The following is a 13,801-nucleotide window of genomic DNA, read 5'->3' as shown; positions in this document are numbered from 1 at the left end:
GGGTCACGCCCGGGGGTGCGCCTGTTTGAAGGCGGCCCGGAGCCGCTCGGTGGACACGTGCGTGTAGATCTGCGTGCTCGACAGCGAGGAATGCCCGAGCAGTTCCTGTACGGCCCGCAGATCCGCCCCACCGTCGAGCAGGTGCGTGGCGGCCGAGTGCCGCAGATCGTGCGGCCTGGTGTGCGGCAGCCCCGCCTCCCGAGCCGCCGCGTCGACGATCCGCCGGACGACGGTCGGCTGCAGCCGCCCACCCTTGACCCCCAGAAACAGAGCGTCCCCACCGCTCTCCGCTCCGGGTGCCCTCAGGCGGCCCTCCCTCGCCCCTCCCGCCTTGGTGCCGTCCCCCTTCGCGGCGGCCAGCAGGGGGCGGCCATGCTTGAGGTAGTCGTCGAGCGCTTTCTGGGCCGGGAGGCCATAGGGGACGGCGCGTTCCTTGGCGCCCTTGCCGAAGACCCGCACGAGCCGCCGCGACTCGTCGAGATCGGCGCGGTCGAGGCCGCAGAGCTCGCTGACCCGTACACCGGTCGCATAAAGCAGTTCCAGAACCGCCCGGTTCCGAAGCCCCTCCGCCGCCTCCGGTCCGTTCGTCTCCATCAGGGCGGTGGCCTGGTCGGCTCGAAGAACTGTGGGAAGAGTGCGGTGGGCCCGCGGACTGGACAGATGAGCGCCCGGGTCGGCGCCGATCCGCCCGCTGCGGGACGCCCACGCGGTGAACGTACGCGCCGCGGTCGCCCGCCTGGCCTGGGAGGTCCGGGCCGCGCCGTCTCGCATCCGGGACGCGAGCCACCCCCGCAGCACACCCAGGTCGAGGTCGCCGACCGAGAGCACGTCCTGACGGACGGCGTAGTCGAGCAGCGAGACGACGTCACCCAGATAGGCCCGTACGGTGTGGACCGACCGGTTGTCGACCTGCGCCAGATGGCGCCCGAAGTCGTCGACGGCCTGCCGCATCGCCTCCGGCAGCCGCTCGTGCATCTCCCGCGTATCCATCGCGTCGACCGTCATCGCTCCACCCGGCTCTCGTCAAGCACCCACGCTGGCCGATCGGCACTACACTGCCGAACACCATGGCACGCTTCCGTCGCTTCCTGGCCCTGGCCCTGCTGGCCGCACTCTCCGGTTGTTCCCTCTTCGAGGGTTCCGGCACCCCCTCACCCACGGATTCCTCCCCGGCGCCACTGCCGTCGGCGGTCGCCGGCCTGGGCAGCCCCGTGAAGGAGGTGTCCGACGCGACGTTCCAGTCGCCGTCGAAGAACATCGTCTGCGCCTTGACCACCGCCACGGTCCGCTGCGACATCCTCGACAAAAGCTGGTCCCCGCCACCGCAGCCCGAGGACTGCCAGCAGGCGTGGGGCAACGGCATGTTCCTGGAGTCCGGAAAGGCCGGCTTCACCTGCGCCGGCGACTCGTTGGCGGGCTCCGCCACCCAGACTTTGGAGTACGGCCAGGCCCTGCGCGCCGGCTCGATCCGCTGCGACAGCACAGCCAGATCCCTGACCTGCGAGGACAGCAAGTCGGGCCACGGTTTCGCCCTGGCCCGAGCCAACTACGACCTGTTCTGACGCGCTTTCCCACCCGCGTCCACCCGCGGCCCGGTGGCGGTCAGGGCCGGGTGAGCTGGACGCGGTCGGCGGGGTGAACGGTTTCGGTGCCGTCGGTGGCGGTGATCACGAGAACCGGCACGCCTTCGCCCAGCCGATACTTGCGGCGCTCGGCGTCGGTGGGCATGCGCGCCCCGGCCCGCTCACCGCGGCCCAGGGCGATCAGTTCGGTCGGTTCCGGCACCCGGACGAACGTGCCGCGCGGCCGATCGACGGTGACTAGCCCTTCCGTCCGCAGCTGGCCGATGGCTTGGCGAACAGTGGTGCGGCTGATCCCATACTCCTGCGCCAGGCGCAGCTCACTGGGCAGCGGTTCACCAGGCCCCAGCTCCCCAGACTCGATCTGATTGCGGAGCAGGTCAGCCAATTGGCGAAACACCGCGCGGTCCGCTGAAGGATCGATCATGTTCACAGTTTACGTGATCACATCGTTCCGTCATATTGTACGTACGAATGATCGTTAGTACGATGAATATGCCGCGCTTGAGAAGGCCGAGCTTGATCGCGCAGCAGGGCGGGCGACAGTCCACCGAGCGCACCAGCGCCGTCGGCCCCGGCCGTCGCCCGTTCAATCACACCCCGACCCGCGCCGCCCCAGACCGTTCAGTGCCGGCGTTGCCCCGCGCTGCGCTACCGCGCCCCGCGCCACCCTCTCGCGCTCCCGACCGTCCCGCGCCGCGCCCCAGGTTCCCGGCCGTCCCGCGCCCCGCGCCACCCTCTCGCGCTCCCGGCCGTCCCGCGCCGCGTCCCGGGTTCCCGGCCGTCCCGCGCCCCGCGCTCCCGCCGGGCTCCGCGTTCCCCCGCCGCACCCCGCGCTCCCGGCCGTCCCGCGCCGCGTCCCGGGTTCCCGGCCGTCCCGCGCCCCGCGCTCCCGCCGGGCTCCGCGTTCCCGCGCCGCACCCCGCGCTCCCGGCCGTCCCGCGCCCCGCTGGGGAAGTTAGGGCAGGTCGAACCCCGCTGGATCGGACTGGGCAGGACTTACCCAAGGCCGCGTGGGTGTGGATCGGCTTGGGCTGGATCGGCTTGGGCTGGATCGGCTTGGGCTGGATCGCCTTGGGCTGGATCGCCTTGGGCTGGATCGGCTTGGGCTGGATCGGCTTGGGCTGGATCGGCTTGGGCTGGATCGGCTTGGGCTGGATCGGCTTGGGCTGAAATGGTCTGGGCTGGATCGGTCTGGGCTGGATATGCCATGGGCTGAATCGGTCCGGGTTGGAATGGTCTGGGCTGGATGGGGCCTGGTCGGCCTAGCCGGAATGGGCTGGGCGGATGAGGGCGGATCGGCTTGGGGCGGACCGGCCTGGGCTGGATGGGGACTGATCGGCCTGCGCTGGACCGGCCTGGGCCCGGACGGACCTGATCGCCCTGGGTGGGGCCGAAAGTGCTCGGCCGGACGGCGCTGTGTCCGATGGTGACGGGAAGGGCTCGCGGTCTGGGCAGCAGCAGTCGGGGTGTGCTGCGCGGGTCGGCGTTCGCGTGGGTTGTGGTGCGCATGTTGGCGGCCTTGCTGTGGTCGCTGTTGGCGGCTGGTGCTGGACTGGCTCGGACCACCGGTGCAGGGCGGTGGTCCGAGCTGTGGCGGTGAGTGGGTCGCCTGCCATCCACCGCCGTTCCTCGGCGGGCGCCGACGGGGATCAGCGCCGGCGCCCGCCGAGGAGGTCGGCCTCCCGGGCGCCGCCAGACGTCGGGAAGCGGGGGTGGCCACTCGCGTGCGCCGCGGCCATTTATCTGGCGTCGCGCCGCTCGTCGGGTGGTTGTGATTCCGCTGTCGACGGGGCGGGGCGGCGCTCGGGTGGTGGGTCAGGGGGATCGGCCGCCGTCAGGCCGGCTGGAGTGACGGCGGCCGCCCCCGTTCGGTGTGGTCCAGGGGAACGGTGGGTCTGAGCGGTTGTGCATGAGGGGGTTGCCGCCCGGCGGGTTGGGGGCCTCCGGAGTGGAGGGCTGTGCCCGCCGGGCGGCATATGTGGCAGGGATACCGGGGATCGGCCTGATGACCTCCTCTGCTGTGTTGGAGCGTGATCGGGTGGGGATGGTTGGGGTTCTGCGGGTGGACGGGGCTGCGATAAGGCGGTGGCGCGAAGGCTTGTGGGGCTAAGGCGGGTGCGGGGAAGAGCTTGGGGTGGGGCGCCGTGGCAGCGGCCCGTGGGTGGAAAGGACTGCGGTAGGGGAGAGCGGGGGACGGTCGCGGGTGGAGGGGATCGCGGTCGGGAGGATCGGGGAGAGTTTGCAGGTGGGACGGGGTACGGACAGGGAAGGGCAGTGGTGGCGCGGGGACCAGGCGGTCGACGCAGGGTGCGGGCAGGCCGCAGGTGCATCGGCGCCAGAAAGTGCGCCACGTGCGTCGATGTGTGGGTGACACGGGCACCGGCGGGTGGCTCTGGCGTCGCCTAGTCATGATGACAGCATAGATGACTCATGACTAGGTGTCTCCTATCAACTTTATGACTGACTAATAGTCTCGCGCCTACGGTCGATCATGTGGCAGCGAAACCGATCCGGCTCATGGGGGCGCACGAGATCCGCATCCGACTGGGTGGGGTCAGCCGGCAGCGTGCGTACCAGATCACCAGCCGCGCCGACTTTCCCAAGCCGGTCGCCGACCTTGCTCAGGGCAAGGTGTGGATGACCGACGACGTCGAGGCGTGGATGAAGGTGCACCGCCGGGACCTGGACGACTCCGAAGACTGATCCGCCGGCGTGGACGTCGAGCCGCGCCGGAGGGAAATTCCGGGCGACCGGGCCGAAAGGCGCGGCGCCTCTCAGCCGTGCCGGTCGGGCGGCGAAGGATCTGGTCCGGGCGGCGTGGGTGACGCGCGGGAACGGACCAGCGCCACGCCCGCGGCCCCATGGCGTACGACCATGCCGGCCACCTCCAGAAGGGACAGTCGGCGCAGTACGGTCCGCAAGTCCAGGCCGGCTTTCGCCGCCAGTTCCTCCGGTGAGGCTGTGCCACGCCTCGGCACCGCCTCCAGCACCAGCGCCGATTCCTCGTCCAGCGAGTCCCGCGCGTGCGCGGGGCCGCGGGGCGGGTCGGCCAGATATTCGCCGACCCGGCCGACCGCCTCCAGCACCTGGCCGGCCCCGGTCACCAGGATCGCCTCCGGCCGCTCGCGCAGCAGCTCGTGGCAGCCCACCGACACCGCCGAGGTCACCGGGCCCGGCACCACCATCGCCGTCCGGTTCAGCGCCAGCACCCGGCTCATCGTCTGTGCCGCACCGCTGCGGGCCGCCGCCTCCACCATCACCGCGCCGACCGTCGCGGCCGCTATCACCCGGTTGCGGATCAGGAAGCGGTGCCGCAGCGGTTCCGCGCCGGGTGGCCACTCGCTGATCAGCAGGCCGGTTTCCGCGATGTGCTCGAACATCGCCGAATTACCCACCGGGTACGGCCGGTCGACCCCGCACGCCAGCACCGCGACCGTCCGCCCGCCCGCGGCCATCGCCGCCCGGTGCGCCGCCGCGTCGATGCCGAACGCCCCGCCCGAGACCACCGACCAGCCCTTTTCGGCCAGGCCGTAGGCGATCTCGCCGGTGACATGGGTGCCGTACGGCGTCGCCGCCCGCGCGCCGACCACCGCGACCGACCTTTCCAGCGTCTCGCCCAGCGGCCACGCCCCGCGCACCCAGAAACACAACGGCGGCCGTACGTCCTCGACGATCCGCCCGCGACCCTCCAGCGACAGCATGGCCAGCGACTCGACCCGGCGCGGCCACTCCTCGTCGGACGGCACCACGATCCGCGCCCCGAGCCGGCGGGCCCGCTCGACGGTCAGTTCCCGGAGGCGATCAGGACGGAGGTCGGCTTCTTTCACCCGTACGGCCGCTTGAATCGCCTTGCTCTCCACCTCGCCCCGCACCAGCCGGTCGAGGGCCTCGGGCGCCCCGACCGCCTCCACAAGCGACCACACCGTCCGGTTGCCCGGCTCGGCCAGCCAGGTCAGGGCGACGCGGGCGGCCCGCTCGATGTCGTCAGCCACGGCCTTCGCCCATCCGCAGCTGGATCGCCTCGATGACCTCGTCGCGGGCCGGCCGGTCCCGCCCGTCCAGGTCGGCGATCGTCCAGGCCAGCCTCAGCACCCGGTCGAAGCCGCGCGCCGACAACATCCCCCGGTCGAGGGCCTTCTGGAGCTCCGCGGTGTCCGAGGCCGGCAACTTCCACGGCGGCCGGCGCAGTTGTGGCCCCGGCACCTCGCCGTTGACTCGTTCCCAGCGCGCGGTCGAGGCCGCGCGAGCCTTCGCCACCCTCTCCGCGACCTCGGCCGAGGACGCCACGGGCTTGTTCGCCGTCAGCAGTTGAGCGGCCGTCAACGGCTGAAGGGTCAGCCGGATGTCGATGCGGTCGAGCAGCGGACCGGAGAGCCGGGCCAAGTAGCGCCGGCGCACCAGAGGCGTGCAGGTGCAGTGCTGGTCGCCGGCGGGATTCGCGCAGGGGCACGGGTTGGCCGCCGTCACCAATTGCACCCGGGCGGGATATTCGATCGTTCCCTGGGCTCGGGCCAGCACCACCCGTCCCGTCTCCAGAGGCTGGCGCAGAGCCTGAAGGGCCGCGCTGCGTACCTCCGCTGCCTCGTCGAGGAAGAGCACACCGCGGTGGGCGAGCGACAGCGCGCCCGGCCTGGCGAGCCCGACTCCACCTCCGACCAAAGCTGCTGTGGACGCCGTGTGGTGGGGCGCCTGAAATGGCGGCCGCCGGATGAGGCCGCCGCTCGGCGGCAGTATCCCGGCTATCGACTGCAGGGCCGTCACCTCGAGCGACGCCGAGTCGTCCAGCTCGGGCAGGATCGACGGCAGCCGTTCGGCCAGCATCGTCTTCCCGGCGCCGGGCGGTCCGAACAAAGACAGATGGTGACCGCCGGCCGCCGCGACCTCGAGGCCGTAGCGAGCCATCTCCTGGCCCGCCATGTCGGCCAGATCGGGGCCCGAAGAAGGGGGCGACGGGGCGACGGGTGGTGGTTCCAGGAGGTCGGCGCCCTCGCTGAGGAATCCGACGAGCCGATGCAGGCTGTCGACGGCCCGTACGGTCATGCCGGGCACCACGGTGGCCTCGCGGGCGTTGCCCAGCGGCACGATGACCCGGTGGATCCCGGCGCCGGCGGCCGCGGCGACCATCGGCAGTACCCCGCGCACCGGGCGCACGGCGCCGTCCAGGCCCAGTTCTCCGAGGACCACGACGCCGTCCATCGGGGCCAGCGGCAGCTCACCCGCACTGGCCAGGACGGCGGCGGCGATGGCCAGGTCGAAGGCGCTGCCATGTTTCGGCACGGCGGCCGGGAGCAGGTTGACCGTGATCCGGCGATTCGGCCACTGGCGACCCGAGTTGACCACGGCCGCCCGAACCCGATCGCGTGCCTCGTGCAGCGCCGTGTCCGGCAATCCGGTCAGCACCACCGCCGGGAGTCCGGGGGAGAGATCGGCCTCGACCTCGACGAGATGGCCCGTCATGCCGACCAGGCCGACGCAGAGCACGCGGGCGTAGCTCATCAGAACGCCCCTCGGGTGTGGTTGATCTGGGTGGCGCCCTTCTTCTGGGGCAGCACCTCGACGACGTCGAAGCGCACCTCGCGCGGATGCACCCCGCTCTCGTCGAGCCACTTGCGGGCGAGCTGCCTCAGCTTGCGGACCTTGCGCGGCGTGATGGCCTCGGCGGGCCGGCCGAAGGTGCCGCCGAGGCGGGTCTTGACCTCGCAGATGACGAGGTCGTCGCCGTCGCGCAGCACGATGTCGAGCTCGCCCTCGGGGCAGCGCCAGTTCTGGTCGAGGATCACGAGTCCCCGATCGCGGAGATGCTGGGCGGCGACCCGTTCGCCGTACGCGCCAACCGCCCGTCTTTGCGTCGTCATGGCGGACACCGTGCCGCGAACCGCGGCCTCGTGCGCCGGGCCCTGTGGACGCAGCGCGATTGTGGAAAACCGCAGAGTCACCGGATCGGTGTGTTATGGACCCACGTGTGGCATCGGCGACCGTGGTCACCTACGGTGCGACATCGTGGAAGGACACCGCTACGCCGACGATTCCGAGCCGAGCTGGTACTCGGGCGGTCAGTACTCCCGGAGCACCAGCCCCGAGGCCTCCGGGTCCCATCAGATCGGGAACCCGTACGACTCGGGCATTCATGAACGGCCGAGTGGCGCTTTCCGCCTGCCCGAACAGCGGCCGGAGACGACCGGTAGTCATGCCCGGCCGGCCGAGACGGATGTGCGGGTCCCGGTCCGCGGGCCGGAATATCCGACGATCAAGCCGCCCGCCGGCGTGGAGGAGAAGGTGGCCGAGCCCACCACCCTGGTGCCTCCGGTCACGCCGCGCGCTCCCGTCTATCAGAGCAAGCGGTCCACGACGTCCTTCCTTGTCGCGATCGTCATGATCGTCCTGTTGATCCCGGTCGTCCGTCTTCTCTTCGGTGCGACGTTCACCGGCACCCCGTCATCCGGCGCGATCGTTCCCGCCGTACTGCTGACGCTGGGCTTCACGCTGACCGGTATCGGACTGTTCGCGGTGGCCAAGGGCGGTTCGATCACCCGTGAGGCCTGGGTGCGGCCCCCGGTGGCGTACCTCCCGGTGGGTTTGATCTTGCTGGTCGCGGCCGGGCTGGCGACGGGATAAGAGGCCGCTCGAAGCTTGGCGTATGCTGGTTGCCGGCGACCGCCTAGCGCGGCCGACCTCGCGTGCCCTCTGCCGGGTCGATCAACAACTCGGCGGCGACGGCCCTCCCTGGTCTCGATCATCTCGGGTCCGACTGTGGCCGGCGACCGGGCACCAGGGCGTTCACCGCCGGTGAGCGCGCCAACCAGGGACGACAGGGAGCAACCCACCATGGCCGTCGTGACCATGCGCCAGCTGCTGGAAAGCGGTGTCCACTTCGGGCACCAGACCCGCCGCTGGAACCCGAAGATGAAGCGCTTCATCTTCACCGAGCGCAACGGTATCTACATCATCGACCTGCGCCAGACCCTCGACTACATCGAGAAGGCCTACGCGTACGTGCGTGACACCGTCGCCGAGGGTGGCCACATCCTCTTCGTCGGCACCAAGAAGCAGGCGCAGGAGGCCATCGCCGAGCAGGCGACCCGCGTCGGCCAGCCGTACGTGAACCACCGCTGGCTGGGCGGCATGCTCACCAACTTCCAGACGGTGTACAAGCGTCTGCAGCGCATGAAGGAGCTCGAGGCCCTGGGTGACCTGAGCGGCACCGCCGCCGGGTACACCAAGAAGGAGACCCTGCAGCTCTTCCGCGAGAAGACCAAGCTCACCAAGACCCTCGGCGGTCTGCGTGACATGACCAAGACGCCGTCGGCGATCTGGGTCGTGGACACCAAGAAGGAGCACATCGCCGTCGACGAGGCCCGCAAGCTGGGCATCCCGGTCATCGCGGTGCTCGACACCAACTGTGACCCGGACGAGGTCGACTTCCCGATCCCGGGCAACGACGACGCGATCCGCTCGGCCGAGCTGCTGACCAAGGTCATCGCCGCCGCCGTGGCCGACGGTCTGATCGCCCGCTCCGGCCGTGGCCGTGGTGGCGCCGACGAGAAGCCCGAGCCGGGCACCGTCGCCGCCGGCGAGCCGCTGCCCGAGTGGGAGCGCGACCTGTACGAGGGCGCCGAGAAGAAGGCCGCCGACGCTCCCGCCGCGGAGGCCCCGGCTGCGGACGCCCCCGCTGCGGAGGCCCCGGCTGCGGAGACCCCGGCTGCCGAGCCCGTGCCGGCCGCCGCCACCCCCGCCGAATAAGTCAGCCAAACCCGAACTGACATCGAGAGAGAGTCATGGCTAACTACAGCGCCGCGGACGTGAAGAAGCTCCGCGATCTGACCGCTGCCGGCATGATGGACTGCAAGAAGGCCCTCGACGAGGCGGACGGCGACTTCGACAAGGCTGTCGAGTTCCTGCGCATCAAGGGTGCCAAGGACGTCGGCAAGCGTGCCGGCCGCACCGCGGCCAACGGCATCGTGTCGCACTTCGAGAACGCGCTTCTCGAGCTCAACTGCGAGACCGACTTCGTCGCCAAGACCCCCGACTTCGTCGCGCTGGGTCAGCGTCTGGTCGAGTTCGGCGCGAAGAACAAGCTCGCCGACGCCGCCGCCCTCTCGGCCGCCGTGCTCGAGGACGGCAAGTCGGTCGCCGACACGATCCAGGACTACGCCGCCAAGATCGGCGAGAAGATCGTCCTGAACCGCTTCGTGATCGTCGACGGCACCGTCGCGGTCTACCTGCACCGCAAGGCGCAGGACCTCCCGCCGCAGGTCGGCGTCCTGGTCGCGTACTCGGGCAAGAACGACGAGGCGGCCGACGCGGACGCCCGTGGCATCGGCATGCAGATTGCCGCCATGCGGCCGCGCTTCCTCACCCGTGAGGACGTGCCGGCCGAGGTCGTCGAGTCCGAGCGCCGCATCGCCGAGGAGACCGCCAAGGAGGAGGGCAAGCCCGAGAAGGCTCTGCCCAAGATCGTCGAGGGCCGGGTGAACTCCTTCTTCAAGGACTTCGTCCTGCTCGAGCAGTCGTCGGTCGTCGACAACAAGAAGACGGTCAAGCAGATCGCGGACGAGGCCGGGCTGAACATCACCCAGTTCGTCCGGTTCGAGGTCGGCCAGGAGTAATCCGGCCACCGAGCTAGAGGCTAGGGAGGCCGGGAACGCGGTACCGCGTCCGGCCTCCTCCTCACATAAGGTCTCAGCTGAGTACTAACGGAAGGCGGGTCTCGATGGTGACCGACAAGCCCAAGCGCGTCGTGCTGAAGCTCTCCGGCGAGGTGTTCGGCGGTGGCGCGGTCGGCGTCGACCCCGACGTCGTGCAGGGCATCGCCGGCCAGATCGCCACCGTCATCCGCCGGGGCATTCAGGTCGCCGTCGTGGTCGGCGGCGGCAACTTCTTCCGCGGCGCCGAGCTGCAGAAGCGCGGCATGGACCGCAACCGGGCCGACTACATGGGCATGCTCGGCACCGTGATGAACGCGCTCGCCCTCCAGGACTTCCTGGAGAAGGAGGGCATCGAGACGCGGGTCCAGACCGCGATCACGATGGCCCAGGTCGCCGAGCCGTACATCCCGCTGCGCGCCATCCGCCACCTCGAGAAGGGCCGCGCGGTCATCTTCGGCGCCGGCGCCGGCATGCCGTACTTCTCGACCGACACCGTCACCGCCCAGCGCGCCCTCGAGATCCACGCGGACATCGTGCTGATGAGCAAGAACGGTGTCGACGGCGTCTACACGGCCGATCCGCGCATCGACCCCACCGCGCAGAAGCTCGACAGTGCCACGTACCAGGAGATTCTTCAGCGCGGGCTGCGCGTCGCCGACCAGGCCGCCTTCAGCCTCTGCGAGGAGAACAAGCTGCCGATGCTCGTCTTCGGCGCCGAGGGTGAGGACACCATCGTGCGCGCCGTCAGCGGCGACAAGATCGGCACCCTGATCACCGCCTAGAGCCCCCGGATATCCCCGCACCACCGAGACAAGCTAGGAGGCGAGAAGAGCCGGTGATCGACGAGACCCTCTTCGAGGCCGAGGAAAAGATGGAGAGCGCGGTCGAGCACGCCAAGGAGGAGTTCGCCGCCATTCGTACGGGGCGGGCCACTCCGGCCATGTTCTCCAAGATCCTGGTGGACTACTACGGCGCGCCCACGCCGGTGACGCAGATGGCCTCGGTCGGCGTCCCCGAGCCGCGCATGGTGATCGTGAAGCCCTACGACAACTCGCAGCTGGGGCCGATCGAGCGGGCGATCCGTGACTCGGACCTCGGTGTCAACCCCAACAACGAGGGCACCCAGCTGCGCATTCACCTGCCGCAGATGACCGAGGAGCGCCGCCGCGAGATGATCAAGGTCGCGCGGACCAAGGCGGAGGAAGGCCGGGTGGCCATCCGTAACGTCCGCCGCAAGGCCAAGGAGCAGATCGACCGCCTGGTCAAGGACGGCGAGACCGGTGAGGACGACGGCCGCCGCGCCGAGAAGGAGCTCGATGACGTGACCCACCGTTACGTCGCCGTCGTGGACGAGCTCGTCAAGCACAAGGAAGCCGAGTTGCTCGAGGTCTGATGTCTTACCTCGATCCGCGTGCCGGGCGCACTTCCGGCGACGAAACGGCCTGGCACGCGGCCGAGGATGTGCCCACGGGCCACCTGCCAGTGGTCGAGCCCGCCAAGAAGGGCCCCGGCAAGCGCCGCGCCAAGGGAGGCGAGCCCACGACCAGCCGTGCGGGGCGCAATCTGCCGGCGGCCATCGGGGTCGGCGTCGGCCTCGTCGTTGTGGTTCTCGTCTCCCTGCTGTTCTGGGAGCCGGCCTTCTTCGCCGTGATCGCTGTCGCGTCCGGCGTCGGCGTCTGGGAGATGACCCGGGCCCTGCGCTCGGCCGGCGCCAACGCGCCGGTCGTCCCGCTGATCGGCGGCTCGGTCCTGATGAGCGGCCTGGCCTGGTACAGCGGCACCGACGCCCTGCTGGTCGGCCTGGTGGTCACCGTGCTGGCCGCGATCGTCTGGCGGCTCGCCGACGGCGCCGAGGCCTTCCGGCGTGACCTGACGGCGAGCGTGCTGGTCGCCGTCTACGTGCCGTTCCTGCTCAGCTTCGGCATCCTGCTCTTCCTCCCGGACCACGACAAGGGCCAGTGGCGGGTGCTCTGCACGCTGCTGGCGGTTGTGCTCTCCGACACCGGCGGATACGCGACCGGGGTGTTCTTCGGCAAGCACAAGATGGCCCCGTCGATCAGCCCCGGCAAGACCTGGGAGGGCTTCGCCGGTTCGGTCTGCGCCTCGGCGATCGGCAGCGCGCTGCTGCTCTACTTCCTGCTCGACATCCAGGTGTACTGGGGCCTGCTCTTCGGCGCCGTGCTCTCGGTCGTCGCGGTCGTCGGCGACCTCGCCGAGTCGATGCTCAAGCGCGACCTCGGCGTCAAGGACATGAGCAACCTGCTGCCCGGCCACGGCGGCCTGATGGACCGGCTCGACTCGATCCTGTTCGCCGTGCCCACCGCGTACCTCCTCTTCGCCCTGATCGCGTGGGCCCAGTGAACTTCCCCGAGCGTGCGAGACTTGTTCTGCCATGACGATTCTTCCGGTCATCCCGACCAGCCCCGACAAGCCCGATGCGGTAGCCACCCGTCGCCGCCCCGCCATGCCCCCGCGCCACCTGGCCGACATGGATCTCGCCGCCCGCCAGGCCGCGGTGACCGCGCTCGGCGAGCCCGCGTTCCGCGCGAAGCAGCTCTCCACCCACTACTTCGGCCGGCTCGTGCGCGACATCGACGAGATGACCGACCTGCCGGCCAAGACGCGGGCCCGGCTCACCGGTGACCTGCTGCCCACGCTGCTGACCCCGGTCCGCGAGCTGGCCTGTGACGAGGGCGCCACCCGCAAGGCGCTGTGGCGGCTGCACGACGGCGCGCTGGTCGAGAGCGTCCTCATGGGCTATCCCGACCGGGTGACCGCCTGCGTCTCCAGCCAGGCCGGCTGCGGCATGGCCTGCCCGTTCTGCGCGACCGGCCAGCAGGGCCTGACCCGCAACCTGTCGGTGGCCGAGATCGTCGACCAGGTCGTCTACCTGGCCGGTGTCGCCGCCTCGGGCGCGGTCACCGGGTCACCGCCGCGGCTGTCGCGCGTCGTCTTCATGGGCATGGGCGAGCCGCTCGCCAACTACCCCCGCGTGATCGAGGCGGTCCGCCGGCTGACCACCCCGGCGCCGGAGGGCCTCGGACTTTCGCAACGGCACATAACCGTCTCCACCGTGGGACTAGTGCCCGCTATGCGCCGGCTGACGGCCGAAGACCTGAACGTGACCCTTGCGCTGTCCCTGCACGCCCCCGATGATGATCTGCGCGATGAGCTAGTGCCCGTCAACCAGCGTTGGAAGGTGGCCGAGGTGCTCGATGCCGCGTTCGACTACGCGGCGCAGACGGGACGCCGGATCTCGATCGAGTACGCCCTGATCAGGGACGTCAACGATCAGCCCTGGCGTGCCGACCTGCTCGGCAAGCTCTTGCACGGCAAGCTGGCGCATGTGAATCTCATCCCGCTCAACCCGACCCCGGGCAGCAAGTGGGACGCAAGCCCGAAACCGGTCGAGCGCGAGTTCGTCCGCCGCCTCCGTGAGGCCGGAGTGTCGACGACGGTTCGCGACACCCGGGGCCGGGAGATCGACGGCGCGTGCGGCCAACTGGCCGCGGGCGAGCTTACGGAGGCGAGCGCTGGGGGCGCCGCCGACGCGGAGGTGGCACAGTGACTGGG

Annotated in this window: 15 protein-coding genes; 10 read left to right on the top strand and 5 right to left on the bottom strand. The window is 70.5% G+C overall.

Annotated elements, in window-relative coordinates:
• Positions 1-3 precede the first annotated feature (3 nt).
• Positions 4-990, bottom strand: coding sequence for a tyrosine recombinase XerC (locus ACGFJ7_RS02145; protein ID WP_392640320.1), 987 nt, complete (start codon positions 988-990; stop codon positions 4-6).
• Positions 991-1,067: 77 nt separating this feature from the next.
• Between ACGFJ7_RS02145 and ACGFJ7_RS02140 the strand changes: the two genes are divergently transcribed.
• Complete coding sequence (locus ACGFJ7_RS02140; RefSeq protein ID WP_392640317.1) at positions 1,068-1,562, top strand: DUF6636 domain-containing protein; 495 nt, start codon at positions 1,068-1,070, stop codon at positions 1,560-1,562.
• Positions 1,563-1,602: 40 nt separating this feature from the next.
• Here ACGFJ7_RS02140 and ACGFJ7_RS02135 read toward each other — a convergent pair whose 3' ends face one another.
• Complete coding sequence (locus ACGFJ7_RS02135; RefSeq protein WP_360243565.1) at positions 1,603-2,007, bottom strand: winged helix-turn-helix domain-containing protein; 405 nt, start codon at positions 2,005-2,007, stop codon at positions 1,603-1,605.
• Between the two features lie 590 nt (positions 2,008-2,597).
• On the opposite strand from ACGFJ7_RS02135, the gene ACGFJ7_RS02130 reads away from it, so the two are divergent.
• Entirely contained in the window at positions 2,598-2,753 is a 156-nt protein-coding gene (locus ACGFJ7_RS02130) for a hypothetical protein (RefSeq protein WP_392640314.1), read from the top strand.
• Between the two features lie 1,347 nt (positions 2,754-4,100).
• A complete protein-coding gene (locus ACGFJ7_RS02125; RefSeq protein ID WP_097318473.1) occupies positions 4,101-4,286 on the top strand; it encodes a DNA-binding protein in 186 nt (61 codons plus the stop codon).
• Positions 4,287-4,357: 71 nt separating this feature from the next.
• Here the strand turns inward: ACGFJ7_RS02125 and dprA are convergent, their stop codons facing one another.
• Genes dprA through ACGFJ7_RS02110 form a run of 3 tightly spaced genes read right to left on the bottom strand, consistent with a single transcriptional unit; the run spans position 4,358 to position 7,438 of the window.
• Positions 4,358-5,575 carry a DNA-processing protein DprA gene (gene dprA / locus ACGFJ7_RS02120; protein WP_360241977.1) on the bottom strand — a complete coding sequence of 406 codons (1,218 nt, stop codon included), beginning with the start codon at positions 5,573-5,575 and terminating at the stop codon, positions 4,358-4,360.
• Positions 5,568-7,079: a YifB family Mg chelatase-like AAA ATPase gene (locus tag ACGFJ7_RS02115; RefSeq protein ID WP_360241974.1), complete on the bottom strand. Its 1,512-nt coding sequence runs from the start codon at positions 7,077-7,079 to the stop codon at positions 5,568-5,570. Before ACGFJ7_RS02115 ends, dprA begins: the two co-directional genes overlap by 8 nt.
• The gene (locus tag ACGFJ7_RS02110) at positions 7,079-7,438 is read right to left on the bottom strand and encodes a YraN family protein (protein WP_360241971.1); all 360 of its coding nucleotides are present in this window, start codon (positions 7,436-7,438) and stop codon (positions 7,079-7,081) included. Before ACGFJ7_RS02110 ends, ACGFJ7_RS02115 begins: the two co-directional genes overlap by 1 nt.
• A 145-nt stretch (positions 7,439-7,583) precedes the next feature.
• Between ACGFJ7_RS02110 and ACGFJ7_RS02105 the strand changes: the two genes are divergently transcribed.
• The 7 genes from ACGFJ7_RS02105 to rlmN all read left to right on the top strand — a co-directional run bounded on the left by ACGFJ7_RS02105 (position 7,584) and on the right by rlmN (position 13,796).
• Positions 7,584-8,198, top strand: a complete 615-nt coding sequence (locus ACGFJ7_RS02105; RefSeq protein WP_392640309.1) for a hypothetical protein — start codon at positions 7,584-7,586, stop codon at positions 8,196-8,198.
• A 210-nt stretch (positions 8,199-8,408) separates the two neighbouring features.
• A complete protein-coding gene (rpsB, locus tag ACGFJ7_RS02100; RefSeq protein WP_392640306.1) occupies positions 8,409-9,323 on the top strand; it encodes a 30S ribosomal protein S2 in 915 nt (304 codons plus the stop codon).
• Between the two features lie 35 nt (positions 9,324-9,358).
• Positions 9,359-10,189 carry a translation elongation factor Ts gene (gene tsf / locus ACGFJ7_RS02095; protein WP_360241962.1) on the top strand — a complete coding sequence of 277 codons (831 nt, stop codon included), beginning with the start codon at positions 9,359-9,361 and terminating at the stop codon, positions 10,187-10,189.
• Positions 10,190-10,293: 104 nt separating this feature from the next.
• Positions 10,294-11,010, top strand: a complete 717-nt coding sequence (gene pyrH / locus ACGFJ7_RS02090; RefSeq protein ID WP_360241959.1) for a UMP kinase — start codon at positions 10,294-10,296, stop codon at positions 11,008-11,010.
• A 53-nt stretch (positions 11,011-11,063) separates the two neighbouring features.
• Entirely contained in the window at positions 11,064-11,621 is a 558-nt protein-coding gene (gene frr, locus ACGFJ7_RS02085) for a ribosome recycling factor (protein WP_360241956.1), read from the top strand.
• A complete protein-coding gene (locus tag ACGFJ7_RS02080; protein WP_360241953.1) occupies positions 11,621-12,589 on the top strand; it encodes a phosphatidate cytidylyltransferase in 969 nt (322 codons plus the stop codon). Before frr ends, ACGFJ7_RS02080 begins: the two co-directional genes overlap by 1 nt.
• Before the next feature lie 31 nt (positions 12,590-12,620).
• Positions 12,621-13,796, top strand: coding sequence for a 23S rRNA (adenine(2503)-C(2))-methyltransferase RlmN (gene rlmN / locus ACGFJ7_RS02075; protein ID WP_360241950.1), 1,176 nt, complete (start codon positions 12,621-12,623; stop codon positions 13,794-13,796).
• Positions 13,797-13,801 lie beyond the last annotated feature (5 nt).

It is taken from the genome of Actinoplanes sp. NPDC048988, from assembly GCF_043197815.1.
In the GTDB taxonomy this organism is placed as follows: domain Bacteria; phylum Actinomycetota; class Actinomycetes; order Mycobacteriales; family Micromonosporaceae; genus Actinoplanes.
Note: the sequence above shows the minus strand (reverse complement) of the source record. Positions and strands in the feature narration are given on the sequence as shown.